The sequence below is a fragment of the Streptomyces paludis genome (assembly GCF_003344965.1).
Taxonomy (GTDB): domain Bacteria; phylum Actinomycetota; class Actinomycetes; order Streptomycetales; family Streptomycetaceae; genus Streptomyces; species Streptomyces paludis.
Genome location: NZ_CP031194.1, coordinates 4,458,002 through 4,483,265, shown reverse-complemented (window position 1 = coordinate 4,483,265; position 25,264 = coordinate 4,458,002). Strand labels below are relative to the sequence as shown.

General features: G+C 71.6%; 22 protein-coding genes. 11 read left to right on the top strand and 11 right to left on the bottom strand.

The window, feature by feature from the left end; genetic code table 11:
- Positions 1 to 172 precede the first annotated feature (172 nt).
- Positions 173 to 832, top strand: coding sequence for a TetR/AcrR family transcriptional regulator (locus tag DVK44_RS19925; protein WP_114660869.1), 660 nt, complete (start codon positions 173 to 175; stop codon positions 830 to 832).
- Between the two features lie 176 nt (positions 833 to 1,008).
- Here the strand turns inward: DVK44_RS19925 and DVK44_RS19920 are convergent, their stop codons facing one another.
- Positions 1,009 to 2,394, bottom strand: coding sequence for an MFS transporter (locus DVK44_RS19920; protein ID WP_408055337.1), 1,386 nt, complete (start codon positions 2,392 to 2,394; stop codon positions 1,009 to 1,011).
- Between the two features lie 60 nt (positions 2,395 to 2,454).
- Here DVK44_RS19920 and DVK44_RS19915 point away from each other — a divergent pair, with 60 nt between their 5' ends.
- The 3 genes from DVK44_RS19915 to DVK44_RS19905 all read left to right on the top strand — a co-directional run bounded on the left by DVK44_RS19915 (position 2,455) and on the right by DVK44_RS19905 (position 6,502).
- Positions 2,455 to 3,498 carry a GlxA family transcriptional regulator gene (locus DVK44_RS19915; RefSeq protein ID WP_114660868.1) on the top strand — a complete coding sequence of 348 codons (1,044 nt, stop codon included), beginning with the start codon at positions 2,455 to 2,457 and terminating at the stop codon, positions 3,496 to 3,498.
- Between the two features lie 103 nt (positions 3,499 to 3,601).
- A complete protein-coding gene (locus DVK44_RS19910) occupies positions 3,602 to 5,281 on the top strand; it encodes a M48 family metallopeptidase (RefSeq protein ID WP_114660867.1) in 1,680 nt (559 codons plus the stop codon).
- Positions 5,282 to 5,359: 78 nt separating this feature from the next.
- The gene (locus DVK44_RS19905) at positions 5,360 to 6,502 is read left to right on the top strand and encodes a DUF4034 domain-containing protein (RefSeq protein WP_114660866.1); all 1,143 of its coding nucleotides are present in this window, start codon (positions 5,360 to 5,362) and stop codon (positions 6,500 to 6,502) included.
- A gap of 13 nt (positions 6,503 to 6,515) precedes the next feature.
- Here the strand turns inward: DVK44_RS19905 and DVK44_RS19900 are convergent, their stop codons facing one another.
- From DVK44_RS19900 to DVK44_RS19890, 3 genes are all read right to left on the bottom strand, one after another.
- Positions 6,516 to 7,061 carry an ATP-binding protein gene (locus DVK44_RS19900; protein WP_228447272.1) on the bottom strand — a complete coding sequence of 182 codons (546 nt, stop codon included), beginning with the start codon at positions 7,059 to 7,061 and terminating at the stop codon, positions 6,516 to 6,518.
- Between the two features lie 604 nt (positions 7,062 to 7,665).
- A complete protein-coding gene (locus DVK44_RS19895; RefSeq protein ID WP_114660865.1) occupies positions 7,666 to 8,178 on the bottom strand; it encodes an EF-hand domain-containing protein in 513 nt (170 codons plus the stop codon).
- A gap of 86 nt (positions 8,179 to 8,264) precedes the next feature.
- Positions 8,265 to 8,645: an STAS domain-containing protein gene (locus tag DVK44_RS19890; RefSeq protein ID WP_114660864.1), complete on the bottom strand. Its 381-nt coding sequence runs from the start codon at positions 8,643 to 8,645 to the stop codon at positions 8,265 to 8,267.
- A gap of 300 nt (positions 8,646 to 8,945) precedes the next feature.
- Here DVK44_RS19890 and DVK44_RS19885 point away from each other — a divergent pair, with 300 nt between their 5' ends.
- The gene (locus tag DVK44_RS19885) at positions 8,946 to 9,551 is read left to right on the top strand and encodes an RNA polymerase sigma factor (protein WP_114660863.1); all 606 of its coding nucleotides are present in this window, start codon (positions 8,946 to 8,948) and stop codon (positions 9,549 to 9,551) included.
- Positions 9,548 to 10,936, top strand: coding sequence for a zf-HC2 domain-containing protein (locus DVK44_RS19880; RefSeq protein WP_114660862.1), 1,389 nt, complete (start codon positions 9,548 to 9,550; stop codon positions 10,934 to 10,936). Before DVK44_RS19885 ends, DVK44_RS19880 begins: the two co-directional genes overlap by 4 nt.
- 34 nt (positions 10,937 to 10,970) lie before the next feature.
- Here DVK44_RS19880 and purU read toward each other — a convergent pair whose 3' ends face one another.
- Complete coding sequence (gene purU, locus DVK44_RS19875) at positions 10,971 to 11,867, bottom strand: formyltetrahydrofolate deformylase (protein ID WP_114660861.1); 897 nt, start codon at positions 11,865 to 11,867, stop codon at positions 10,971 to 10,973.
- 60 nt (positions 11,868 to 11,927) lie between these two features.
- On the bottom strand, positions 11,928 to 12,374 hold the full coding sequence (locus DVK44_RS19870; RefSeq protein ID WP_114660860.1) for an SCO4402 family protein: 447 nt from the start codon (positions 12,372 to 12,374) through the stop codon (positions 11,928 to 11,930).
- Positions 12,375 to 12,552: 178 nt separating this feature from the next.
- Here DVK44_RS19870 and DVK44_RS19865 point away from each other — a divergent pair, with 178 nt between their 5' ends.
- Positions 12,553 to 13,800: an ABC transporter substrate-binding protein gene (locus tag DVK44_RS19865; protein WP_114660859.1), complete on the top strand. Its 1,248-nt coding sequence runs from the start codon at positions 12,553 to 12,555 to the stop codon at positions 13,798 to 13,800.
- A 92-nt stretch (positions 13,801 to 13,892) separates the two neighbouring features.
- Here the strand turns inward: DVK44_RS19865 and DVK44_RS19860 are convergent, their stop codons facing one another.
- From DVK44_RS19860 to DVK44_RS19845, 4 genes are read right to left on the bottom strand one after another with little or no spacing between them, the layout of a single operon-like run.
- On the bottom strand, positions 13,893 to 15,140 hold the full coding sequence (locus DVK44_RS19860) for an FAD-dependent oxidoreductase (RefSeq protein ID WP_114660858.1): 1,248 nt from the start codon (positions 15,138 to 15,140) through the stop codon (positions 13,893 to 13,895).
- Positions 15,137 to 16,795, bottom strand: a complete 1,659-nt coding sequence (locus tag DVK44_RS19855; protein WP_114660857.1) for a prenyltransferase/squalene oxidase repeat-containing protein — start codon at positions 16,793 to 16,795, stop codon at positions 15,137 to 15,139. The genes DVK44_RS19860 and DVK44_RS19855 overlap by 4 nt, the downstream gene beginning before the upstream one ends.
- The gene (locus tag DVK44_RS19850) at positions 16,792 to 17,826 is read right to left on the bottom strand and encodes a polyprenyl synthetase family protein (RefSeq protein WP_228447271.1); all 1,035 of its coding nucleotides are present in this window, start codon (positions 17,824 to 17,826) and stop codon (positions 16,792 to 16,794) included. The genes DVK44_RS19855 and DVK44_RS19850 overlap by 4 nt, the downstream gene beginning before the upstream one ends.
- A gap of 31 nt (positions 17,827 to 17,857) precedes the next feature.
- Complete coding sequence (locus tag DVK44_RS19845; RefSeq protein WP_114660855.1) at positions 17,858 to 18,910, bottom strand: prenyltransferase; 1,053 nt, start codon at positions 18,908 to 18,910, stop codon at positions 17,858 to 17,860.
- Between the two features lie 226 nt (positions 18,911 to 19,136).
- Between DVK44_RS19845 and DVK44_RS19840 the strand changes: the two genes are divergently transcribed.
- From DVK44_RS19840 to DVK44_RS19825, 4 genes are read left to right on the top strand one after another with little or no spacing between them, the layout of a single operon-like run.
- Positions 19,137 to 20,051: a 2-amino-3,7-dideoxy-D-threo-hept-6-ulosonate synthase gene (locus tag DVK44_RS19840; RefSeq protein ID WP_331461612.1), complete on the top strand. Its 915-nt coding sequence runs from the start codon at positions 19,137 to 19,139 to the stop codon at positions 20,049 to 20,051.
- On the top strand, positions 20,032 to 21,132 hold the full coding sequence (locus tag DVK44_RS19835; protein ID WP_114660854.1) for a 3-dehydroquinate synthase II: 1,101 nt from the start codon (positions 20,032 to 20,034) through the stop codon (positions 21,130 to 21,132). The genes DVK44_RS19840 and DVK44_RS19835 overlap by 20 nt, the downstream gene beginning before the upstream one ends.
- Before the next feature lie 6 nt (positions 21,133 to 21,138).
- On the top strand, positions 21,139 to 22,305 hold the full coding sequence (locus DVK44_RS19830) for an FAD-dependent monooxygenase (protein ID WP_114660853.1): 1,167 nt from the start codon (positions 21,139 to 21,141) through the stop codon (positions 22,303 to 22,305).
- Between the two features lie 5 nt (positions 22,306 to 22,310).
- Entirely contained in the window at positions 22,311 to 23,117 is an 807-nt protein-coding gene (locus DVK44_RS19825) for an arylamine N-acetyltransferase family protein (protein WP_162793973.1), read from the top strand.
- 229 nt (positions 23,118 to 23,346) lie between these two features.
- Here DVK44_RS19825 and DVK44_RS19820 read toward each other — a convergent pair whose 3' ends face one another.
- Positions 23,347 to 25,194: a hypothetical protein gene (locus DVK44_RS19820; protein ID WP_114660851.1), complete on the bottom strand. Its 1,848-nt coding sequence runs from the start codon at positions 25,192 to 25,194 to the stop codon at positions 23,347 to 23,349.
- Positions 25,195 to 25,264: the final 70 nt, after the last annotated feature.

Below are 25,264 nucleotides of genomic sequence, written 5' to 3'. Positions count from 1 at the left end.
TCCGCATCGGTCGCCTGACCCGGATAAGAGGGCACGAGCGGCACGCCGACCCGCCTCCTGCCGGGCCGCCCGGCATGCCCATGTCCTCAGGCATGCCCATGTCCTCATTATGCACGCGGTGCGTGCAACAACAAGTGCATAGGTTAGGCTGAGATCCGGCGAGAGGAGCAAGATGGCAGGCCGAAGGCGCTGGTCGACCGAAGAGATCCTGGATGCGGCGGCGGAGCTGCTGCGCACGAGCGACGCGGATTCGTTCAGCGTGCGCAAGCTGGCCGCGGCCCTCGGGACCGATTCCTCCAGCCTCTACCGGCACTTCCGCAGCAAGACCGAACTGCTGCGCGCGGTCGCCGACCGGATTCTTCTCGCGGCCATGGACGGCCACCGCCCCGAGGGCGACTGGAAGCAGCGCATCACGGCCCTGGCCCTGCGCGTGAGAGAGGCATTCGGTCAGCAGCCCCAGCTCGCCGCGGTCTGGGGACGCTACGCGTCAAGCGGCACCGGTTCCCGGCTGGTCATGGAAGAGGCGCTACAGGCTCTGCGCGCGTCGGGACTGCCCGACGAGGAGATCCCGGCGTGCTACCACCGGATCGCGGTCCTCATCGCCGCGTTGATCGCCTCCGAGGCCGGGGTCAGCACCGTCACCCCCGAAGAACACGAACAGGGCATGGAGCTGTTCCGCGTCGCGGTACTCGGCGCCGACCCCGAACGCTTCCCGGCCCTGGCCCACTTCGCCCGCGACGTCCGCCCCCTCGGGGTGGACCGCCGCGCCGCGTTCGAAGAGATCCTCGCCGCCCAGCTCGCCCACATCGAGGCCGCGATCTGCACGAGCTAGCCGACTGGCCCGGGAGTGTCGGCGAACGATCGTTGGGGTGGTTTCCGACAACGCTTCTTGGCTACTGCCGCACATCGACGGCCGGCCAGTCCCTGATCACCAGATCGACGAAGCTCACCCCGGACCAGCCGCGCTCGACGGTGTACGGGCACCTCGACCGGCGCCCGGGCCGGAGGTCAGCCGGTTGCCGACGCCGCGCCCGCCGCCCCCGCCGGGCGGCGGCTGATCACCAAAGCCATCAGCGCCGCCACCGCGCACAGCGCGCCTGAGGCGTACCAGACCACGTCGTACGAGCCGAAGATGTCGCGGGCCAGGCCGCCCGCGAAGGCTACGGCCGCCGCGCCGATCTGGTGTGAGGCGAGGACCCAGCCGAAGACGATCGCGCTGTCGTCGCCGTAGTGCTCCCGGCACAGGGCGATGGTCGGTGGGACCGTCGCGACCCAGTCCAGACCGTAGAAGACGATGAAGAAGACCATCGGCGGGTGCACGGTCGGTGCCAGCAGCATCGGCAGGAACAGCAGCGAGATCCCGCGCAGCGCGTAGTAGACCGCGAGCAGCCGGCGCGCCTCGTAGCGGTCGGTGAACCAGCCGGACGCGATCGTGCCGACCACGTCGAAGACCCCGATCACCGCGAGCAGCGACGCCGCGGCCGTGATCGGCATGCCGTGGTCGTGCGCGGCGGGCACGAAGTGGGTCTTCACCAGGCCGTTCGTGGAGGCGCCACAGATCGCGAACGTGCCCGCCAGCAGCCAGAACGGCCCGGTGCGGGCCGCCCGGACCAGCACCCCGACCGCCCGCCGCGCGGCACCGGGCACCGGCGGCGGCTTGGGTACGAGCGCGGGCGCGCCGTACGGGGCCAGCCCCACGTCCGCCGGATGGTCCCGCAGCAGCAGCCAGACGAACGGCACCACCGCGGCGGCGGCCAGCGCCACCGTGACCGCCGCCGGACGCCAGCCGTGCCGCTCCACCAGCCAGGAGAGCAGCGGCAGGAAGACGAGCTGGCCGGAGGCGCCGGCCGCCGTGAGAATGCCGGTGACCAGTCCGCGCCGGGCCACGAACCAGCGGTTGGTGACGGTCGCGGCGAAGGCCAGCGCCATCGAGCCGCTGCCGAGCCCGACCAGCAGGCCCCAGTAGAGCACCAGTTGCCAGGCGGCGGTCATCCACACCGTGAGCAGCGAGCCCGCCGAGATGACGGTGAGCGCCACGGTGACGACCCGGCGGATCCCGAAGCGGTCCATCAGCGCGGCGGCGAACGGCGCGGTCAGCCCGTACAGCGCGAGATTGACCGAGACGGCGAACCCGATCGTGCCGCGTGACCAGTCGAACTCCGTGTGCAGCGGCTCGATCAGCAGACCGGGGAGCGAGGCGAAGGCCGCCGCGCCGATGATCGTCACGAAGGTGACCACGGCGACGGACCAGGCCCGGTGGAACCGCGGCCGACGCCCGGGCCGGGGCCGGGGCGCGGACTGAGGCCGGGACTGGGGCCGGGGCCAACCCCGACGCGGCCCGCGCGGGCCGCTTACCTCGGAGTTCTCACTTATCTGTGTCACGCCGGACAGCATCGGCCGAGCCGCCCGCTCCGGACGAGTGGCCGGACAGACAGCATTCGCTACGATCGGGCCATGGCCCACGACCACGACCACCGCCCCACTCCCCCGCACCGCCCGCACCGCGTCGTCGTCCTCGCCCTCCCCGGGCTGATCCCGTTCGAGCTGGGCATCCCCCAGCGGATCTTCGGCCTGGCCCGGCACCCGGCGCGGCACCCATCGCGGCAGCGGGAGCAGCGGCACGAGCGGCTGTACGAGGTCGTGACCTGCGCGGTCGGCGCGCCCGGCCCGGTCCGTACGGACGCCGACTTCTCGATCCTCGTCGAGCACGGCCCGGAGGCGCTGGCCACCGCCGACACCGTCGTCGTCCCCGCGTCGTACGAACTGGGTCCCGTCCACGAGCGGGGCGTCCTCACCCCGGAGCTGGCCGCCGCCCTCGCCCATGTCCGCCCCGGCACCCGGCTCGTGTCGATCTGCACCGGCGGCTATGTCCTGGCCGCGGCGGGGCTGCTCGACGGCCGGCCCGCCACCACCCACTGGTCCTCCGCCGCCCACTTCCAGCAGCTGTTCCCCCGGATCAGGGTGGACGCGGACGTCCTGTTCATCGACGACGGCGATGTCCTGACCTCCGCCGGGGTCGCCGCCGGTATCGATCTCTGCCTCCACATCGTGCGCCGCGACCACGGCTCGGCCGTCGCCAACGAAGTCGCGCGCCGTACGGTCGTCCCTCCGCACCGGGACGGCGGTCAGGCCCAGTACATCCGGCGCCCGGTGCCCGAACCCCGGCTGGCGACCACCACCGCCGCCCGGACCTGGGCGCTCGCCCGGCTCCACCAGCCGATCCAGCTGCGCGACATGGCCGAGCAGGAGTCGATGTCCGTCCGGACGTTCACCCGCCGCTTCCGCGAGGAATCCGGCATCAGCCCAGGTCAGTGGCTGGTCCGCCAGCGCGTCGAACGTGCCCGCCAGCTCCTGGAGTCGACGGACCTCCCGGTCGACCGGGTCGCCCGCGACGCCGGCTTCGGCACGGCCCAGTCGATGCGCCAGCACCTCCAGACGGTGCTGGGCGTACCACCGACGACATACCGGCGCGCCTTCCGCGCCCGCGCCTCCGGCTGAGCCCGCCCGTACCCGTACCCACGGCAACCGCGCCCCGGATACGGGCCGGTCGGACGCCTGATGCATACTCCCTCAGTCTTTTCCGAAGAGGGGGGAAATTCATATGGGGGCGTCTCTCCGGGCGCTGCGCGCACTCGCGCTGCTCGCCGGATTCCATCTGCTGGGCCTCGTGGTGCTGGGCGCGCTCGCGGGCGCGGACTACGCGCTCTTCCGCTGGGGCCCGGCCTCGGTCGCGGTCAAGCTGTCCTTGGTGTCGCTGCTGCTCGCGATACCCGTGGTACGGGGCATGTTCATGCTGGGCAGTCGGCGCAACCCGGACGACTATCCGCCCGGACTGCCGGTCGACGCGGACGACGAACCGCAACTCTGGCACACAGTACGGGAGTTGGCGGAGCAGGTCGGCACCAGGGCGCCGGACGCTATCGTGCTCACCGCCGAGGTGAACGCCGCCGTCACCGAAGAGGCCCGGCTGCTGGGCCTGTTGCCGGGCCGCCGGCTGCTCTTCCTCGGCGTGCCGCTGCTCCAGGGCCTCAATCAGGCGCAGTCCCGGTCGGTCATCGCCCATGAGCTGGGCCACTACTCGCACTCCGACACCCGGCTCGGCCCGGCGATCCGCCGCGGACGGGATCAACTGCTGCGCACCATAGGGGACTTCGAAGCACGCGCGGACCGTACGCAGGACAAGGAGCGGGCCCGCCAGGAGCGCCGCAACGAGAAGCGGCTCGCCAAGGGCCGCGAGGCGCGCGAGATCGACCCGGGCGGCGCGGGCTTCACGTACCGCGTGATGGCCCGGCTCTACACCGGCTACGCGAAGTTCTCCCTGCGCGCCACACTGGCCGATGCCCGGCGCCAGGAGTACGCGGCCGACGCGACGGCCGCCCGGATCGCCGGCCGGGACGCCACCGCGTCCGCGCTGCGCGAGATCCCGGTGCTGGACTCCGCGCACGGCTTCTACCTCCGGTCGTACGCGCTGATGGGCACGGACGCCGGGCTGCTCCCGCCGCGCGGCGCGGTGTTCGGCGGCTTCGGGGAGCTGCTCAGCGCCCGCGCGCTGCAACTGCTGCCGCTGCGCGACGAGTTGCCGGACGAGCCGGTCTCTCCGTACGGTTCGCACCCGCCCATTGCGGACCGGGTCCGCCGGATCGAGGAGCTGCCGACGTCACTGACGCGGGACGAATCCCCGGCCGCCGGATCCGCCGCCACCACTACCTCCACTGCCTCTGCTCTTGCCACCGCCACCGACAGCGGCAAGGGCGCCGCGCTGGACCTCCTCGCCGATCCCGCCCGCACACTGGAGGCGCTGGAGGAGGCGGTGCTGACGCCCGACGCGCGGGCCATGCGCCGCGCGGCCGACTGGCCGGAGCTGCTGACGGAGTCCTCCCGCGCCCGGCTCGGCGCGCTGGACTCGCCGCTGCACCGGGCGCTGGCCGACTACACCCGGGATGTGCCGACCATGGCGGTGCTGCTCAGGGTGATCGACGACGGCCAGCTGTGGCAGCTCGCCCGCAGACTGCCGCTCTCCGAGAGGACGGCCACGGTCACGGGCCGGGCCTTCCAGGAGCTGGTCCGCCCGGCGCTGGTGACCGGTGTCACCGGCATGGTCCTGGCCGAACTGGCCGGCCGGTCCCGGCTGAGCTGGACGTTCTCCTGGTCGGAGGCGGCGGAGGTACGGCTGGCGCCCGAGGGCACCGAGCACGACCCGGAGGCCGCGGTCGCGGCGGCGCTGGCCGACCGGCCGGACACCGAGCCGCTCAAGCGGCTCCTGCTCGACCAGGCGCGGTGAGCCCGGGCGGCGGACCGCCGCCGCGCGCAGCCGTACGTGCACAACACCTGCACCTCCGCACCCACGAAGGAACCGCCCATGCTCGTCGCCCTGATCATCCTGCTCTCCCTGGGCTGTCTCTTCCTCCTCGTGAAACTGCTGGCCTGGGACGTGTACGTGGTGACGTTCGTCCAGGAGTTCCGCCGGCAGATGCGCGGCGAGACCGACAGCCCCGCCGCCTCCGAACTATCCGCGGAGAGCGCCGAGTTGGGGTTTCTGCCGCCCGAGCGGCAGAACACCGAGCACTTCGCGCCCCTGGAGCCGGGACTCACCGCCGTCCAGCCCGCCCTGAAAGCCGGCGACTGGCGTCCCGCCGCCGAACTGCTGGCCGCCACGCGGAGCGCCACGGCCACCGCGGGCGGCCCCGACTGGGACCGGCGCAGCCTGTACGTCACATTCCTCGGCGATCTGGCCGCCAAGGACGACGGCTGGCTGGCGGACTGGGAGGCGGAGCGTCCCGACGACCCGGACGCCGCGCTCGTACGGGCCCGGTCCACGGTCGATCTCGCCTGGGACATCCGGGGCGCGCAACGGGCCAAGTACACCAGCGACGAGCAGTTCGCCGGGTTCCGCCGGGTGCTGGAGCGCTCCGTCGCGGAGTGCGCCCGCGCGGCCGAACTGGCGCCGGACGACCCGACCCCGTACATCGTGGAGATCTGGACCGCGCTCGGCCTGGGCTATCCGCACGCCCGGCTGGACCGGCTCTGGGCGGAGATCGTCCAGCGGGCGCCGTACCACTACGAGGCGCACTTCTCGGCGCTCCAGTACTGGTGCGCGAAGTGGCGCGGCTCGGAGGAGCTGGCCCGCGGCTTCGCGGCGCGGGCGGCGGCCGACGCGCCGCTGGGCAGCCTGCTGCGGATCCTCCCGCTGATCGTCCTCTTTGAGCACCGCGAGGAGCCCGAGGGCGGCGGCTACGCACCGGAGAACACCGAGGAGGCGCGCGCCCTGGTGGACGCCGCCCTGGCCGACGCGGCGGCGGCCGATCCGGACCACCCCCGGCTCGCCGAGGTCCGGCACCTGCTGGCGTACTACCTGTGCGTACAGGACCGGGACGAGCCGGCCCTGGAGCTGTTCCGGCAGGTGGACGGCTATGTCGGCGCGCTGCCGTGGCGCTACCGCAACGACGGTGCCGAGGAGTTCTGCCGCCTGCGCGATCTGAGCGTGGCGGCCGTACACGGCTGAACGGGCCCGCCGTTCACCACGGATAGACGGTGTACGTCGGCTCCCACGGCGCCGGGTCGTGGGGGGCCGGGTCGCGGGGAGCCGGGGAAGTTTCCACCGTCGTCGGCGGTGACGAGGTCGCCGTCGAGGACGTGTCCGTCGCGGCCTCCGGCGCCTTGGCGGTGCGGTCGATCTCGCACCAGATGCGCTTGCCCGCGCCCTCCGGCTGCCAGCCCCACCGGTCGGCGAGGCAGTCGACGAGTTCGAGCCCGCGCCCGTTGGTGTCGTCGCCCTCGGCGTGCCGCGGGCGCGGCGGGACCGCGCTGGCGTCCGCCACTTCAACCCGTACGGTGTCGGCCTCGGCCGGGCCCGCGCCGAAGAGCACCCGCAGCACGGCCGGACAGCCCGTGTGCACCACGGCGTTGGTGACCAGCTCGGAGATGAGCAGAATCAGCGCCTCCGCCACCGGCTCGTCGCCGTCCATTCCCGAACCGACGAGCCGCGACCGCGCCCATCTACGGGCCCGCCCCACCTCCGCGGGATCGGGTCCTACCTCCAACTGCATCTGAAGCACCTGCACCGCTCACACCATCCGAACCGGCGGACACATCGCCTCGCGCCTCGACAAGGTCCTCAACAGGATCACTGAACGTGATGTACCTGCGACACAGCATGGTTGACATACAGTCACCGCGACAAGCGCTTCGGGCATATTCCAGCGCGAAGGAGTACGCGTAGTGCATACTGTGCGACGCACATCCCGACGCGTCGAACGCGGGCGCGCACGGCGCACTTCGGGCGCGCGAGCGGCGCACATGCCCGCTCCCGGCGCCGCCGGACCGGCCGCACCGCGACCGCCGCACCCCACTCGGGTCTGCCTTGGCTCTCGCACCCAACGGAGCGTACCGGAGCCCGGCGCGACTCCGGCCTGTGACGGACCGCCGTAAGGACACAACCCGGTATCGACCTCAACTCCCGCGCCCGATACGTACAGTGACGCATCGCAGGGTTAGGGCCAGAGCTTTGGTGCCGGCGCCGCACACACGCACCGATGCCGCACACAGGCACGCACCGGCGCCGTACACACGCACGCGCCGACACCACACACTCGCGCCGAAACCGACACCAACGCCGACGCCGACACCGCGCACCCGCGCCGGCACCAACACCGGCGCACGGTTCCCTCAGGGCTCGGGCGTCACGTAATACCCGGCGAAGCCCGTGAGGATGTCCGCCTCCCGGATCCGGCCGTCCCCGTCCGCGTCCAGCTCCCGGGCCACCCGCTCCGCCGCCGCCCGGTCCACCCCGAGCACCCGCAGCGCGCGCTCGACCGCGGCCGGGGTCACCCCGCCGCCGTCCTCGTCGGCGACGGCGATCGCGGCGTGCAGAAACGGGCGGGCGATCTCGGCGAACCGCTCGGGGCTGTCCCGCAGCCGCTTCACCGCGCCGGTCACGAACTCCTGCCTGCTGACCCGCTGATCGCCGTCCACATCCGCGATACCGGCCATGCCCTGCCAGAACGCCTCGGCTCCGCTGTACAGCGCCTGCCCCTTGTCGGAGCGGGCGGCCGTACCGAACTCCGCCAGCAGCGCCGCCGCGGCTCCGCTGAAGTCCTCACGGTCGATGGAGCCACTGCCGTCCTGGTCGAATGCCTCGAACCGGGAGGCGATCTTGGCCTCGTACTCTGCGCTGTCCATGCCGGGAGCGTACGACGACAGCGGACGGCGTGGGTCCGGTTGTGCGGGGTCCGTGGAGCAAGGGTCGTCCCAAAGACCACCAAAAGTTACGCGGACAGCGGTTGTGACGACCCGTCGACGGCCGACGGCACATCGGGATAGACCTCGAAGAGCCGGCGCACACCGAGCGCCGCGAGTACGCGGTTGACATGGGACCCGGCTCCGGCGTGCGCGCCGCGCGCGGGCAGGACGATCCGCAGCCGGCCCCGGCAGGAGTGCAGCAGCCGGCGCGCGGCGATCAGCACCCCGACGCCACTGGAGTCGCAGAAGAACACCCGGGAGAGATCGAGCACCACATCGCGCCGGCCCCCGGCCACCGCGTCGTGCACGCCCTGCCGGACCTCCGGCGAGGTCAGCAGGTCCAGCTCACCGCTGACACGCAGCACGGTCCACCCGGCCTGCTCGGACTCCTCCACCTTGAGCGTCACGCGCCTGGACCTTTCCTCGGGCCCGGCCACCGGGCTGATCCGGAAGCCGTCCTTCCCTCTGCGGCGACTGCCCCGCGTCACTCCCGCGAAACGTACCCACCTGGATACCCAGCTTCGCCGTCCCCTACCCTGCCGGACGGCCCTGGGGGCGCACTTGCCTCAAAGGAGCGTGCGTTGTCGGCGTGGCCCACTACATTCGGGTAACGGACGGGCCCGGACACGACGGTGTCACACGGGTGAGCAGGGTCGGATCGCACAGCGGGACAGAGCGCGGAAGAACAGAACAGAGCAGGGGGTCGTATGGCGAAGGACAGTCCTCCCCGCTGGGACCGCAGGATGCAGCAGCGGATGGCCCGGGGCGAGGCGGCTGCGCTCGGTGAGCTGTACGACAAGTACGCGCCGCTGGTGCACAGCCTCGCCCACCGGGTGCTGGACGACGACGAGGCGGCCGGGCGGATCACCCGCGAGGTTTTCGGCCATCTCTGGGAGCACCCGGACACCTACGACCCCAAGCGGGGCTCGATCCGCTCCTGGGTGGCGAACGTCACACAGGAGCTGGCCGTGGCACAGCTCCGGCGGACCGAGGCGGCGGCGTACGAGGCGAGCGGCGAGACCTCGCGGGAGAAGCTGGCCGAGCTGGAGGAGAAGATACGCCGGGTCGCGGCCGCCGCCCGCGCGGACTACATCGTCAGGTCCATGCCACCGCCGCTGTGGGACGCGCTGCAACTGGCGTACGTCCAGCGCAGGGACTACCGCCAGGCCGCCGCGGACCTCGGCGTCACCGAGGACGAGGCCCGGCGCCGGCTGCGGCTCGGCCTCCAGTTGCTCTCGACGGCCAACACCCGGGCCGGCGAGGACTTCCCGCGCGACGGCAGCCCACCCCCCGGGATCGGACGCGCGCGATGACCGGCCCCCTGGACGGCGGCCACCACGACGGCGGGGAGCCGGACGAACGGGCGGTCCACTCGCGGATACCGGGCCCACGGCCGGCCGCGGAGCATCCCGGCCACCTCGCGAACCTCGCCAACCTCGCACCCCGACTGCCACCGGACCCGGAACAGAACGCCGAACCGGAGCCGGACACCGAACCGGAGCAGGAACCGGGCTCGGGTCCGGAACCGGAACCGGAACCTCCGGCCGAACGGCCTCCCCACACCGTGCTCACCTCCCTCCTCGGCGCCTGGGCGCTCTCCGCCTGCTCGGCGGAGGAGACCGCCCTCGTCGAGGACCACCTCACCGAGTGCGCCCCCTGCGCCGACGAGGCGCTCCGGCTGCGCGACGCCGTGGGCCTTCTCCACACCGAACAGAACCTGGATCTGGACCCGTTGCTGCGCTCACGCGTCCTGGAGAGCTGCCTCGGCGCCCGTCCGCCCCGGATACCGGTGCCCGAGTGGGCGTCCCCGTACGACGCCGAGACCGCGCGGCTCGACGCGCTGCTCCGGGACATCCGCGACACGGAGTGGCACGCGCCCGTCAAGCTCAAGTGGTTCGAAGCGGAACGGGCCGCCTCCCGCCGGACGACGGTCGCCGGTGTCATCGGCCATCTCATGTCCGTGGACGGTCTGGTCACCGCCGCCCTCGGGCTGGACGACCCGCTCGGCCCCAACGCCTCGACCGACCCCACCGCCCGTACGGAAACCTTCTGGCACGACGGCCTGCCCGGCACCGGCCCGTCCGACACCGGCGGCGGCCGGGACGGCGGCGCGCACCCGCTGCCCTCCCGGACCCTCCACGGACCGTGGCGCGAGCAGAGCCACACCCTCATCCGTACGGTCTCCTTCGCCGGCCGGGGCGTCGCCGAACTGTCCGTTTCGTACGGGGAGTTCGCGCTGCCCCTGCGGGACGCGCTGCTGGACCGCGCCTTCGAGTGCTGGGTGCACGGCGCGGACATCGCGGAGGCGGTGGACTATCCGTACGACCCGCCCTGCGGCGCCCATCTGCGCGAGATGGTCGACCTGGCGGCCCGGCTGCTGCCCGCGGCGCTCGCCCAGCGCCGCCGCAGCGGGCTCGCGGGCCCGGCGAAGGACCTGGTGGCGGCGGGCGCGCCCGGCCGGTCGCTGCATCTGGAGGTGGAGGGGCCCGGCGGCGGGGACTGGTACATCGCGCTGGACTCCCCGGCCGCGCTCGCCGTGCCCGAGCGGGCCGTCGGCTCGGTGGCGCTGGACGCCGTCGAGTTCTGCCAGCTGGTGGCGGGCCACGTACCGCCGGAGGACGCGGCGGCCGGGCAGGAGGGCGACCGGGAGGCGATCAGGGACGTGCTCTTCGCGGCGGCGGCGCTGAGCCGCCTCTGATCGCCGGACCGGAAGGTCAAGTGGGCGTTACGCCTCAGCCGAAGACGACCGTACGGTGCCCGTTGAGCAGGATCCGGTGCTCGGCGTGCCACTTCACCGCGCGCGCCAGCGCCCGGCACTCCACGTCCCGGCCGATCGCCACGAGCTGGTCGGGCGTGACCTGGTGGCCGACGCGCTGGACCTCCTGCTCGATGATCGGGCCCTCGTCGAGATCCGCCGTCACGTAGTGCGAGGTCGCGCCGATCAGCTTCACACCGCGCGCGTGCGCCTGGTGGTAGGGGCGCGCGCCCTTGAAGCTCGGCAGGAAGGAGTGGTGGATGTTGATGATCCGCCCGTTGAGCTGCTTGCACAGATCGTCCGAGATGACCTGCATATAGCGCGCCAGCACCACCAGCTCCACCCGCTCCGCCCGTACCAGCTCCAGCAGCTCCGCCTCGGCGGCGGCCTTGGTGTCCTTGGTGACGGGGATGTGGTGGAACGGGATGTGGTACGAGGCGGCCAGCTCGGCGAAGTCCTGGTGGTTCGAGACGACGGCCACGATCTCCACCGGCAGCGCGCCGATGGAGGCCCGGAACAGCAGGTCGTTCAGGCAGTGGCCGAACCGGCTGACCATGAGCACCACGCGCATGCGCTCGTCGGCGCGGTGGATCTGCCACTCCATACGGAACGAGTCACCGATCGCGGCGAAGCTCGCCCGCAGCTTCTCCACCGTGACGGGGGCGCCCGCCGAGAAGTGCACCCGCATGAAGAAGAGGCCCGTGTCGTGGTCCCCGAACTGCTGGCTGTCCTCGATGTTGCAGCCGGTCATGAAGAGATAGCTCGACACGGCGTGCACGATGCCCTGTTTGTCCGGGCAGGACAGCGTCAGGACGTACTGGTCGGACAGGGCGGGGGGCGCGGCGGCGGCAGGTGGCTGCGGGGCGGTACTCATGACCTCAGAGGATCCCACATCCGTGCCGGGGGCGTGATCCTCTCCCGTACGGCGGACACGTCACCCGGACCGGGTGACCATCCGCAGCGCGTCCAGCGACTGCGGCACCGTGTCCGGGTCGTCCCCGTCGCTCACCGCCAGCCGTACGTGGGCCTCGCGGGCCGCCCGTACCGCCTCCGGCCAGCCGTGGTGCTCCAGATACGCGGAGACCGGCGCGTCCGCGCCGACCTGGTGCATGATCCGCAGCACCCGCAGCACGGCGACATCGACGAGCGCGGCCTCGCCGGAGTCGCGGAAGATCGTGCCGACGTATTTCTCGGCGGACCAGTTGTCCAGCCAGGTGTCCTCGACCAGCCGGTACACGGCGTCGGTGACGTCGCCGTATCCTTCGAGGCCGGCCAGCCAGCACTCCTGGTGGAAGACGGGGTCGGAAAGCATGTGCAGCGCCGAGCGCACGTTGCTGCGCCAGCGCCACCACGGCATGTCATTCAGCGGCATGCCGCCCATGGTGGGGGAGCGACGGGCGGGACGGGAAGAGTTCTCGGAACCTTGCTGCACAGTCGTCGACTTTACGTACGTTCCGCGCCGGCGCGGAGCACCGGGCCCCCGCAATTCACCTTCCCGTAACCGACAGTTGATCACCGCACAGCCCAGTGTTACCCCGGGGCCGGAAGTGTGCGCATGTATGACCGTACGTAGGCTCCGCACAGCCCTCGCCAGCGTGTCGCTGCTCCTCGTCCCCTCCCTCGTCGCGGGGTGCGGCGCGCTGCCCGGCGGCTCGGACGGCGACCGCGCCCCGGTCACCGTCATGACCTGGGCGCCGAGCGGCACCGATGCCACCAACCGGCCCGGCATGCCGGCCATGGCGCAGGCGTACGCCCGGTACGTCAACGCGGCCGGCGGTATCGACGGCCATGAGCTGCGGGTCCTGACCTGCAACGAACGCAACGACCCGGCGCACGCGGCGGACTGCGCGCGGCGCGCCGTCAAGGCGAACGCGGTGGCGGTCGTCGGCTCGTACAGCCAGCACGGCCGGGAGTTCATGGCGCCGCTGGAGGCCGCGGCCATCCCGTATCTCGGCGGTTACGGGATCGCCGCCGAGGAGTTCACCAGCTTTATGTCGTATCCGGTCAACGGCGGTCAGGCGACGCTGCTCGCGGGCAACGGGCGGCAGCTCGCCCGCGACTGCGCCGGGACCGCGCTCGTCCGGCCCGACACCACCACCGGCGACGACTTCGCGGATCTGCTCGACTCCGGCCTCGCCACCGGCCGCCGGGCCCGCGCCGCCGATATCCGCGCGCCCGAGAGCGCCACGGCGTACGCGGGCGCGGCGGAGCAGGCGCGCGGGCGGGCGGGCGACGGCGGCTGTGTGACGGCCGTGCTCGGCGACCGTACAGAAACGTTTTTTGACTCCTACCGCCGTGTCCCCGCCGATGGCCGGACCATCCGTGTCTCCTCCGTCCTCGGCAGCGTCGGCCAGTCCCTCATCGACCGTACGGGCGGCAAGAACGGCCCCTTCGAGGGCGCGTACTTCACCGGCTGGTACCCGCCCGCGAGCGATCCCGCGTGGCAGCCGATGCGCGAGGTCATCGAGAAGTACGCCTTCGGGGACGACGACATCGACCCGGCGGACCCGGGCGCGCAGACCACCTGGATCGCGTACACGGCGCTCAGCTCGGTCATCGAGTCCCTGCGCACCGACAAGATCACCGCGGGCTCCCTCACCAACGCCCTCGACCACGGCGCGGAGGTCGACACGGGCGGCCTCACCCCGCCGCTGCGCTGGCGCTACGAGGACATGCTGGGCACCCCGGGCTTCCCGCGCATCGTGAACGGCGATGTGACCTTCCAAGTCGTACGGAAGGGACGGCTGGTGGCGCAGCGGAAGGGCTTCGTGAACGTGGCCGACTTCCTGGGCGGACCGTCGCGGTAGCGCGGCAGCCGACCTGTCTGTGGACACAGGCCGCCGGCCGCAGGTGGAGACGGTGTGCACGGTGCGGTTGCCGGAGCGGACCGTACCGGACCTCATACGGGGGCCGACCGCAGGTCGGGAAGACCCACTTGGTGCAGCCGGTCGAGCACGGTGAACGGCCGCATGCCGTAGCCCGCGAGGTTGTGGGTGGCGATGTGGCGCAGCCGGGGATTGCCGCCCATCCTCCGCAGCACATGCCGCCCGAAGGCCCTCCCGGCCCGCGACGTGCTGGTGACCATTCTGGTCGCGTCGTGGCTCATCAGGTCGATGTGCCGGATCCACGCGCCGCGCTGTGCCTCGTACCGGACCAGCGCGTCGTCCACGGCGTCCGGTGCGAGCGGACCGGACGTGAACTGATCGGCGAGCGTGCGGGCGTCCGCGATGGCGGTATTCATGCCCTGCGCGGCCATCGGATGCACGGAGTGCGCCGACTCACCCACCAGCGCCATGCCGGGCACGGTCAGACGGGACGCGCTGAAGCGCCACACCGTGTGCACCTGCCGGGTGCCGACGCAGTTCCGCAGCCGCTCGCGCAACGGAGCCAGCGGGGCGGTGTCCGTGCAGACGGCGGCACACCACTCGGCCGGCTCGGCCCGGTTCATCCGCCGCAACGACTCCGGGGCCATCTGGACGTACAGCCTGCCCCGGTCGCCGGGCAGCGGGTAGAAGAGGCGCAGGCCCCCCGGGGTCATGTAGGCGGTCACCTCGGGTGCCGGACTCTCCACTCCGGACAGCTCGAACGACACCAGACGGTGGCCGTACCTGACCGGCTGTGCGGCTATTCCGGCGAGTTTGCGCAGCCGGGAGGAGACGCCGTCCGCAGCTACCACCAAGGGCGCGATCGCGCTCTCGTGGTCTCCCTGGGCGGTGAAGCCCACGCCGGTGACCCGCCGCCCGGCCGGGTCGCGCAGCAACTCGGTCACCGTGGCACCGCGTCGGCAGGTCACCGTTTCCGGCAGGGCTTCGCCGAACACGTCGAGGATCTCGGCGTAGTCCAGCGCGAGCAGCGTCCGGTCGCTCCCCTCCAGTCCGGAGTAGTCGAACGCCAGCAGGGACGCGCCGTCGGCGCCGCGCACCACCAGGCGGCTCAGTTCCACCGCGCCCCGCTCGACGAGCCGGGGCAGTAGGCCCAGTTCGCGCAGGATGGGCAGCGAACTCGGCTGGAGAACCTCACCCTTGGCCAGCGGGACAGGTGCGCTCAGCTTCTCCAGCAGAAGGACGCGAAGACCTCGCGCGCCCAGGGCGTGGGCGCACAGCAGGCCCCCCACACCGGCGCCGCACACCACCACGTCGTAGGTCATCGGCTTTCCTCGTCGCGGTAGGCGACCAGCGCTTCCAGGACGAGGCCCTGCGCGATCATATGGTCGGGGTAGTGCACATGGTCACGTATGTAGACGCCCGACTCGCCGGGCCGCCAGCTGCCGTCGGGGCGCTGGTTCGCCACCAGCCACGAGGCGGCGCGGCGCGTGGAGTCCTCGGCGCCTGTGCCGACCAGGGCGCGCAGCGCCCACCCGGTCTCCTCAGGGGTGCCCCAGGAGCCGTCCGGCTGCTGGGCGTTCAGCAACCACTGCCGTGCCTTTCCGGCCACCGGATGGCCGGCGAGACCGGCGCGGGAGAACGCCCGCCAGGCCACCGAGGTGGCGGCCACACCGCCGCGGTGCCAGGTCGCCGAGTAGGACCCGTCGGGGTTCGGATGCCGCAGGAGCCACCGGATCGCGCGGTCCGCGCGCGGGTCGGCTCCCTTGTTCAGGTCCAGCAGGAGCAGCGCGGCCTCGGCGGTGCTGAACGGGCACGGGCCGTCGGCGGGCAGCAGGCTGTTGCGGACGAACGTGCTCCACGTCCCGCGCCGGTCCTGCCGTTCGAGCAGCCAGTCGACACCCGTCCGCAACCGCTGCGCCGCGGCGGCGTCGTTCTCGTCCTGGGCGAGTGCCTTGAGCACCGCGAGCGAGTCCAGCACGTTCGGCCAGCCCTGTGCGCCGGACCACGTCCAGCCGCCGGGCGGGCAGTCGTACGCCGGGAAGCCCTTCTGCTGCTGGAAGTCACCCAGCCAGGCACGGGCGCGGCGCAGGCGTGGATCGGTGGCGAGGCCGGCCGTGCCGAGGGCCGAGACGACATAGGCGGGACCGGTCACCTCGACCTTCTCGACCTGCATCCCGTGCAGCGTCTGCCACGATCCGTCGGGCTGCACGGTCATCCGGAGGTAGCCGAGTACGGCTTCCACCAGATCGGGTCTGAGTCCGTTGACCGAGAGTCCCGTGGCGACCAGTGCGGACAGCCACGGGTCGGCGCCGAACGAGCCGACACCGCCCTCCTGTTCGGTGATCTCCGTGAGGAGACGCAGCGCCGCGGGACGGGTGACCCGGTCGATCCCGCGGGTGAGCACGTTGCCCGGGCGTTGCTTCGCCTGGAGCAGCACGTGGGCGATGAAGGGCACCGTCAGGAAGGACAGCACCCGGCGGCGCAGCGGGCCCGGCAGCAGGAGCATTTCCGTGGGCATCCGGGGTACGTCCGCGGCGTCGTACAGGTCGGCGAGGGAGAAGGCCAGGCCTGCCATCTGGGTGATGGCCGGGTCCGGATAGCCGGCCACCCCGCCCCAGCGTTCGAGCACCTCGAACCCGGTACGGACGGCGTCCTCCGACTCCTGCGGCGCGATCAGGTGCAGCGCCGCCATGGCCGCGGAGGTGGCCGCGAAGTCGGTCGGGCGGCCGGCGATGGTGGCCCAGCCGCCGTCGGCGTTGCGTGCCCCCATCAGCCATTCAACGCCGGCCTTGACCAGGTCGGCGGAGTTCGGCCGGTCGACGAGGTGCAGGGCCACCAGGGCGGCGGCCGTGCACGGCACCGAGGACGCGCGCGGGTTCGGCCAGCCGCCGTCGGCGTCCTGTGCCGCCAGTAGCGCGGCGACACTCGACGCCACGGCCGCGTCGACCTGACCGGTCAGGGTCTCCTCCGTGCTCATCGGACCCTCCGGACAGCGGCTGCGCAGAGAGCGTCGAACCGGGCCTGGACTGCCGCCTCCGTGGGGACTTCGGCCAGCAGCGCGCGGGCGAGCGCGATCTGCCGGTCCACTTCCCGTTCGGTGAGAGCGCGACCGCCGGCCCGTTCGATCACCTTGGCGGCGTGCCGCAGATCCGGGTCGCCGAGGTCGGATCCGGCGAGGATCCCGGCGAGTTCCTCGCCGTCCGGCGTGGCCAGGGCGCCGAGCAACGGCAGGGTGCGCTTGCCCTCGCGCAGATCACCCAGCGCCGGCTTGCCCGTGACGGCCTCGTCGCCCCAGATACCGAGAATGTCGTCCACGCACTGGAAGGCGAGTCCCAGATGCCGCCCGACCTGTGTGAAGGTGGCCACGACCTCCGGTCGCGCACCGCCGAGTTCGGCGCCGATGGAGAGTGCCGCGGACATCAGCGCACCCGTCTTGGCCATCGCCATCTCGCGGTACTCGTCGACCCCGACCGTGACGGCGTCGCCGCACTGCCACGACCGGCCGCTGAACTCCATGTCCCGGGCCTGACCGGACACGAGGTCGCGCAGGGCGGCACCGAGCAGTTGGGACGCACGCTGGTTGTCCTGCTCGCTCAGTAACTCGAAGGCCAGGGCGTGGAGCGCGTCGCCGACCATGATGGCGAACGGTATGTCGAAGCACCGCCACAGCGTCGGCCTGCCCCGCCGCAGTTCGTCGCGGTCCATGATGTCGTCGTGGATGAGGCTGAAGTTGTGCACCAGCTCCACCGCCACCGCGCCCCGGGTGACCGACGCGCCGAGTCCGCCGACCGCTTCGGCCGCCAGCACGGTGAGCGCGGGGCGGAGCAGTTTGCCCGGGTGGGCCGTGGCCGGGCGGCCGTCCGCGGTGTTCCAGCCGAAGTGGTAGCCGGCCATCGTGCCCAACGCGGGATCCAGTCGCGCGACGGCCGTGCGCAGTTCCGGCAGGACGAGATCGCGGGCGCGTATCAGGATGGCCGCAGCGTCCGGCCCGGTATCGGTGTGGGGCATCATCGGATTGTTCCTCTCGGGGGGCTTCCCGTCAGGGCGCGGGTTGCGATGTCACGGTGGCGGGCCGGCGTTGACGACCGTCCCGGCCGAGCGAATGCACCAGCAGAAGCCCGAAGGCGAGCGTGGTCCCCGCGCAGATACCCAGCCATACGGTGGAGACGGATGATCCCGTCATGGACCTGTCGACGAGCAGGCCGAGGAAGACGGTGATGGTGCACAGGGGCAAATGCGAGGACGCCCAGAAAGTGACGGTGCCCCTGCGGGCACTGTCGGGCAGGGTCGCCGTACGGATATTCCTGCCCACCCAGAACGGAATCCCCGCGGTGAGCAGCAGCAACACGGCGACCAGTGCCGGGATCACCTGAAGGACCGCCAGCAGCGCGACAGCCAGGTATACGAGGACCTGCCCGCCGCGGTACGTCGCGATCAGCCGGCGTTCGCCCAGCACCACCGCGAGTGTCCGTTTGCCGGCCGCCCGGTCTCCGGCGCTGTCGAACAGGTTCATCGTCAGCAGCCGCAGAAACTGAAGCGCGAAGACGATGCCGATCAGCGAAAGGGCGAGCGGCGAAACTCTTTGCCCTTGCAGGTAGTAGGCGAGCAGCGGGCCCAGTGCGTAACTCACCGCGGAAGCGGCCAGCTCGCCGAGGCCGCGGTAGTTGAAGCGCAGCGGTGGCGCCGTGTAGAACCAGGCCAGGGCCATGCTGGCGACGCCGAGGAGCCGTGCCGTCGTGTCCGGCATCACCGACAGCAGACCGACCCCGGCGAACAGCAGCACGAACGCGGCGGAAAGGCTGACGCTCGGCGGCAGCAGCCCGCTGACGAGAATGCGGCTGCCTCCGGTCCACTCGGTCGGTGCCGCGTTCGCACGGTCGGCGTCCAGGTCGAAGTATTCGTTGCAGTAGTGCGTCATGAGGTGGGTGACCCAGGCGAACACCATCGCGACCACGTACCAGCGCAGATCGAAGGGGTTTTCGTCGGCCACGGCGAGAGTGACGCCCAGAGCGACGATGACCATCGTCTCGAACAGGAACTTCAGCCGGCCGAGCTTGATGAAAGCGGAAATCGGGCTGGGGGACTGTAACATATACAGGTCTTTCTCAATGGGCCGCAGGGCGATTCACGCACTGGGGTTAGGAGATTCACATGGGTTTCCGGGGCTGTCAAGGAACGGTGCACGCGAATACCGGCGGAATGGCCGCAGGGGCAAAGCTCATGGACATGCGGCCAGGCATAAGGTGCACCCGTTGACCGGAATGAAGTTGCAGCCCTAACGTGTCTCCTGCCTGCAAATTGGCGAGGCATGAGAGGCAATGATGAGCAAGCCGTTACATGGCGGTTCCACTGCGCGTCGTATACGACTCAATCGACTGTTTCGAAAGAATCCCCAGCGAACGGTGATCGTTCCTCTTGACCATTCGCTCACGGACGGGCCCATTCCCGGCGGGGGCAGCGGTCTCAACACACTGGTCGGGCGACTCGCGGTCAACGGCGCGGATGCGGTGGTACTGCACAAGGGAAACATCCGGTTCGTCGACCCGGCCTGGTTCAAGCAGCTGTCGCTCGTCGTCCATCTGAGTGCCAGTACGGTGCACGCGCCGGACCCCGACGGCAAAGTGCTCGTCGGGACGGTGGAGGAGGCCCTGCGGCTGGGGGCGGACGCGGTCAGTGTGCATGTGAACGTCGGCTCGCGGGAGGAGGCGCGGCAGATCGCCGACCTGGCGGCCGTCACAGATGCCTGCGACCGCTGGAACGTGCCGGTCCTGGCGATGATGTACCCGCGCGGCCCCCAGGTCGCCGATCCGACCGATCCCGCGCTCGTCGCGCACGCCGTCACCCTGGCCGTCGAACTCGGGGTGGACATCGTGAAGACCTACTTCGTCGGGTCCGCCGACAGCATGCGGGAGATCACGGCCGCCTCGCCGGTGCCGGTCGTCGCCGCCGGCGGACCACGGGCGGGTGATCAGAACGCCCTCATGGACTTCGTCGACGCGGTGCTGCTGGGCGGCGCGGCGGGTGTGGCCATGGGGCGCAACATCTTCGAGAGCCCGGATCCGGGCCTGCTCACCCGCCGGCTCGCGGAGCGGGTGCACGGGGGCCTGCTGCCGCCGGCTCCGGCCGAGTTCAGAACAGGGCTTCAGTTGGGCCCGACCGCATTCAGCGCGATTTCCCCGGACGGTCACGCGGGGAAACAGAAGGGGCACCGCCGTGAAGCTCACCTGGGTTGACATCCGTACCGCCGACAACAAGGCGGCGATTCTGGAGGAAGCGCTGCACCAACGGGTCGACGGGTTGGTGTCCGACAGCGCCGCCGACTTCGACGGCCTGCCGCCGACGGTGAAGAAGGTCCTGTTCCCCAAGGGGTCGGGGCTGCCGGCCGAACTCGGGCAGACCGACATCGTCATCGTCGGTCCCGACGAGCAGGCGTCGCCGGAGCAGTTGGCCGCGGCGCACTCCGGGGTGGAGTTCGGCCGGTTCGTCGAGGTCACCGACCAGCCGACGCTGGAGGATGCCTGCCAGGCGGCACGCACCTTCCCGTGGAGCCTGGTTCTGTTCCGCGACCCGACGAAGATCCCGCTGGAGATCGTCATCGCCGCCGCGGCGCAGGCGACGGGCAGCCTGATCACCGTCGCGCACGACGTGCAGGAGGCGGAGATCATCTTCGGTGTGCTGGAGCACGGCGCCGACGGCGTCATGCTCGCCCCGAAGGCCGTGGGTGATGCGACGGCACTGAAGGCCGCCTCCGTGGTCGACAGCCCGAGTCTGGACCTGGTGGAACTCACCGTCACCGAGACCACCCACGTCGGAATGGGGGAGCGGGCATGCGTCGACACCTGCACCTACTTCCGCGAGGACGAGGGCATCCTGGTGGGTTCGCATTCCAAGGGGATGGTGTTGTGCGTCAGTGAGACCCACCCGCTGCCGTACATGCCGACCCGGCCTTTCCGGGTCAACGCGGGTGCCATCCACTCGTACACCCTGTCCCAGCACGAGCGCACCCACTACCTCAGCGAGCTGAAGTCGGGCAGCAAGGTGATCGCCGTCGACGTGCGGGGCCGGACCCGTGTCGTCACCGTGGGGCGGGTCAAGATCGAGAGCCGTCCGCTCATCTCCGTCGACGCCGTGGCCCCGAACGGGCAGGCGGTCAACCTGATCCTTCAGGACGACTGGCACGTCCGGGTCCTCGGCCCCGGCGGCGCCGTACTCAACAGCACCGAACTCAAGCCGGGCGACACGATCCTGGGATACCTGCCCTCGGCCGACCGGCACGTGGGGTACCCGATCAACGAATTCTGCCTGGAGAAGTGACCTTCCTTGGTACAGAGAACGAAGAGCTTAAATGTCGCCGTCGTCGGAGCGGGCATCACCGGCCTGACCCTTGCCGCGGCGCTGCGCCGGGCCGGTGTCGACTGCGAGGTCTACGAGAGGACGCCGGCGTTCGGCCGGATCGGCGCGGGCATCCAGCTCGCGCCCAACGCGACGCGTCTCCTGCACCAGCTCGGTCTGGCGGACCCCCTCTCCCGCGTGGCGGTGCGGTCGACGGCCATCGAGGTACGCAGCGGGGAGACGGGCGCGCTGTCGGGCCGTGTCCCCCTGGACGACTGCGAGGACCGGTTCGGTGCGCCGTACTGTCTGCTCACCCGGGCCGACCTGCACAGCCTGCTGGCCTCAGCGGTGCCGGAGGGAACCGTGCGGTTCGGCAAGGCATGCCAGTCGTTGGATGAGACGCCGGAAGGCGTGGAGATCCGGTTCACCGACGGAACCTCGGCCCGGGCGGACGTCGTCGTCGGTGCGGACGGCATCCGGTCCGGGGTCCGGCAGGGGCGTGTGCGGGACGAACCCGTCTACTCCGGGCTCAGCGTCCACCGCGGGCTGGTGCCGACGGACCGCCTGCCGTCGTTCTTCGGCGAACCCCGGTCGACCCTGTGGTCCGGGGAAGGGAAGCACTTCGTCAGCTACCCGGTCGCGGCGGGCCGGCTGGTCAACTTCGTGGCCACCCTGCCCGCGCGGCAGTGGCACGCGGAATCGTGGTCCGAACCGGGCGAGGTGGCGGACGTCGCCGCCGCCTTCGCCGACTGGGACGAAGCCCTGCACACCCTGATCACCGCCGCCGAGTCCGTCACCCGCTGGGCACTGCACACCAGGAACGCCGACCTGCCGTGGAGCACCCACCGGACGACGCTGGCCGGCGATGCCGCCCACCCCATGCTCCCGTTCATGGCGCAGGGCGCCAACCAGGGCATCGAGGACGCCTTCGCCCTGGCGTCGGCCCTGGCCGGCGGCGATCCCACCGACCCGGCGGGCGCGCTGCGGAGGTACGAACACGCCAGACGCCCACGTGCCCTGATGGTCCAGCAGATGTCGGCGGGCGCCGCCCGGAGCTTCCACGCACCGGACGGTGACACGACCGTCGTCGACGCTCTCGGCGCCTTGACGGACCTCTTCGCCCATGACGCGGAACTGCTTGAGCCGAGCCCATGAGAACCATGGACGAACATGTGATCGACGCCTATCTCGACCGCATCGGTGCGACGAGACCGGGACGCGCGGACGCGGACGGCCTCCGCCGCCTCCACGAGCGGCACGTGCTGTCCGTCCCGTTCGAGACGATCGCCTTCTACACCGGCGAGCCGATCGGCCACTCGATGGACGCGGTCAGGAAGGTCGTGGACGATCACCGCGGCGGATCCTGTTTCGAGCTGAACTCCGCCTTCGGTCTGCTGCTGCGGGGGCTCGGATACCAGGTCGAGACCATCTGGGGGCGCATCCACAGAGCGGCCGGCCCGGACCGGCGGACCGGCCACATGGCGCTCCGGGTGCGGACACCGAGTGCGGTCTGGCTGGTCGACGTCGGCCACTCGAACAACAGCAGACGGCCCCTGCGTCTGGACCTGCGGACACCGCAGGGAGATCCGCACGGCACCTATCTGCTGACCGCGGCCGAAGAGGGCGACATCGACGTCTCGGTCGACGGCCGGCTGCTGTACCGCATGGAGACCAGGGCCCGGGACGAGGACTACGGCGAAGCCGTGCTGTGGTGGTACCGCACCTCCCCGGAATCGCCCTTCACCAAGAGGCCGGTCTGTGTGCGGCCCACGGAGAGCGGCAGGTACTCCCTGAAGGGCACCCGCTTCACCAGTGAGGAGAACGGCAGCGAGCGTGTCCGGGACATCGAGACCGACGCGGAGCTGATCGAGATCTACAAAAGGTACTTCGGCATCGGGCTGAACACGCTTCCGGTCCGGGCCGCCGATCCGTGCGGGCACTGCGGTAAAGGGCAACACCGAGAGTGACATTCTGAAGGGTGTCACCGGCGGCGGCGAGGGTCGAGGGGTGCGGAACTCCTCGACCCTTTCCGTTCAACTTCTTGTAGATTTCATTGTTCGAGTTGAGGGTGCCCTGGAGACCCGAAGTCTCGACCCATAAAAAATAAATCCGCCGGGGTAATTCTCGTAACTGGCCGATGTTCTAGAGCGACGTCGCGAAGCAGTGGCGCGGCAACCTCCAGCCTTCGGCTGCTTCCTACAGCTGCGTCGGTGCGCGCTTCGAAAGGCCGTAGGTGTCCGCGATGCCGTTCCAGAGGACGGAGGCTTTCTGCTTCGCCACCGTGGCCTCGCCGCTCGCCCGGTTGCCCTGCGCGGTGTCGTTGGTGACCCGGGCGTGGCCGCGGCGGCAGCCCCTCTTGCCGTTGACCTGGTCGGCCCAGGCCGCGTAGTGGTCGTCGGCGGAGGCCGACGCCTGCCAGGCGTCGGTGAGGGAGGAGGTCAGCTCCGTGTGGTTCGGGAGCTTGTCGACGGTCAGCGCGTCCAGCCGGGTGACCAGCCCGCGCCGCTGCACGGCGGCGGCGCGCAGGTCGGTGGCCGCCTGGTCGAGATCGCGGCAGGACTTGATGGAGTCGACGGCCTTGATCACGGACTCGCGGCTGCTGCTGCTGTCCGCGAGGAGCGTGTCGAGCGCCTTGGCCTGGGTCTCGATCGGATCGGGCGCCGGTGACGAGGCCGGCGGCTCGGAGGCCGAGGGGGAGGCGGAGTCGGCCGCGGAGGGTGAGGAGGCCGCGGCGACCGAGCCGCTGCTGTCCTGCTTCTTGTCCCCGCCGCCGCCCATCAGCGCGCCCGCGCCCAGGCCGAGGACGACGATCCCGACGCCCACGGCCGCAATCGCCGGCGCGCGCGACGACTTCTTGCGTACGGCACCACGCCCGGGCGCCGGGGGCGGCGACGCGTAACCGGCGTCGGCGTGGCGCTGTGTGCGCGAACGCGCGGGCTGCTGCTGGTGCTGATGCGGGGGCCGCGGCTGCTGCGCGTAGGGCTGGGCCGCCGGGTCGAACTTCGGCATCTGCTGGGTCGGCGCCGCGGCCGGCACTCCGCCCGGGACGGAGGGCGGGGTCGCGCCGGGGCCGTCCGCGCGGAAGAGGTTGTCGAAGTCCGCGGGCGGCGGGCGCTCGCCCGGGTCACCGGAGAAGCTCTGCGCGCCGGGGGCGCCGGACATCCCCTGGGCGCCGGGACGGATGTCGTACGGGGCCGAGCCCGTCGCGGAGATCGGTGCGATGAACTGCGTGGCGTCCGCGTCGGAGCCGCCGCCCTGGGCGGGCACCGGCGGCAGGAACTGGGTGGCGTCGTTCGCCTCCAGCGGCAGCATGCCGGGACCCGGACCCGGGCCCAGACCCGGACCGGCCGGAATCGGCGGGATGAACTGCGTGGCGTCCGCGTCCGGGCCGCCGGGGCCGCCCATCGGCGGCATCGCGCCCATCGACGGCATGGCGCCCGACGACGGGATCGGCGGCAGATACTGCGTCGCGTCCGCGCTGCCCGGCACCGGTGCGGACGGCGGCGGCGTGAACGGCGCCGCGTGCGACGGAGCGAACGGCGGCACGGGCGGCGCCTCGGGGGGCAGCGGCGTCCCGTACGACTGCTGCCCGTACGACGGCGAAGCCGGGGCCTGTGCCGGAGTCTGCGCCGGGGCCTGCCCCTGCGCTTGCCCCTGCTCGGGCAGCGGCAGCGCGCCACCGTACGTCTGCGGCTGCTGCCCGTACAGCTCCGGCAGCTCGCCGTACGACTGCTGCGGGGCGTACGGCGCCGGCTGCTCGCCGTACGCCGGTGGCTGCCCGTAGCCCTGCTGCTCCCCGTACGCAGGCGGTTGCCCGTACGACGGCTGCTCCCCGTACGACGACTGCTGCCCGTACGCCGGTGGCTGCCCGTACGTCGCAGGCTGCGGCGCGTACGGCTGTGCGGCCCTCAGGTCCGGAGCGTCGGCGTCCGGGGTGGATCCGGGGATCCAGGGCCCGCTGCCGTCGCTGGGCAGCACGACGCCTTCGTGGGCGGGCCGAGCCGCGGGATTCCGCGGCTCGTCCCCTTGTCCGCTCTGCGTCACCGGGACTCCTACGTGTGGAACGGGTGGAACCTCTGCATCTGCCGAATCAGCGGTTCACGCTACCGGGTGA

Bases quoted from the DNA above. Each gene is read 5' to 3' on its own strand.
- purU (WP_114660861.1), bottom strand. From the start codon at position 11,867: ATGAGTACCGCCCCGCAGCCACCTGCCGCCGCCGCGCCCCCCGCCCTG.
- DVK44_RS19850 (WP_228447271.1), bottom strand. From the start codon at position 17,826: ATGCCCCACACCGATACCGGGCCGGACGCTGCGGCCATCCTGATACGC.
- DVK44_RS19915 (WP_114660868.1), top strand. From the start codon at position 2,455: ATGGCCCACGACCACGACCACCGCCCCACTCCCCCGCACCGCCCGCAC.
- DVK44_RS19870 (WP_114660860.1), bottom strand. From the start codon at position 12,374: ATGGGCGGCATGCCGCTGAATGACATGCCGTGGTGGCGCTGGCGCAGC.
- DVK44_RS19880 (WP_114660862.1), top strand. From the start codon at position 9,548: ATGACCGGCCCCCTGGACGGCGGCCACCACGACGGCGGGGAGCCGGAC.
- DVK44_RS19855 (WP_114660857.1), bottom strand. From the start codon at position 16,795: ATGAGCACGGAGGAGACCCTGACCGGTCAGGTCGACGCGGCCGTGGCG.
- DVK44_RS19925 (WP_114660869.1), top strand. From the start codon at position 173: ATGGCAGGCCGAAGGCGCTGGTCGACCGAAGAGATCCTGGATGCGGCG.
- DVK44_RS19910 (WP_114660867.1), top strand. From the start codon at position 3,602: ATGGGGGCGTCTCTCCGGGCGCTGCGCGCACTCGCGCTGCTCGCCGGA.
- DVK44_RS19905 (WP_114660866.1), top strand. From the start codon at position 5,360: ATGCTCGTCGCCCTGATCATCCTGCTCTCCCTGGGCTGTCTCTTCCTC.
- DVK44_RS19840 (WP_331461612.1), top strand. From the start codon at position 19,137: ATGATGAGCAAGCCGTTACATGGCGGTTCCACTGCGCGTCGTATACGA.
- DVK44_RS19885 (WP_114660863.1), top strand. From the start codon at position 8,946: ATGGCGAAGGACAGTCCTCCCCGCTGGGACCGCAGGATGCAGCAGCGG.
- DVK44_RS19865 (WP_114660859.1), top strand. From the start codon at position 12,553: ATGACCGTACGTAGGCTCCGCACAGCCCTCGCCAGCGTGTCGCTGCTC.
- DVK44_RS19895 (WP_114660865.1), bottom strand. From the start codon at position 8,178: ATGGACAGCGCAGAGTACGAGGCCAAGATCGCCTCCCGGTTCGAGGCA.
- DVK44_RS19920 (WP_408055337.1), bottom strand. From the start codon at position 2,394: ATGCTGTCCGGCGTGACACAGATAAGTGAGAACTCCGAGGTAAGCGGC.
- DVK44_RS19825 (WP_162793973.1), top strand. From the start codon at position 22,311: ATGGACGAACATGTGATCGACGCCTATCTCGACCGCATCGGTGCGACG.
- DVK44_RS19845 (WP_114660855.1), bottom strand. From the start codon at position 18,910: ATGTTACAGTCCCCCAGCCCGATTTCCGCTTTCATCAAGCTCGGCCGG.
- DVK44_RS19860 (WP_114660858.1), bottom strand. From the start codon at position 15,140: ATGACCTACGACGTGGTGGTGTGCGGCGCCGGTGTGGGGGGCCTGCTG.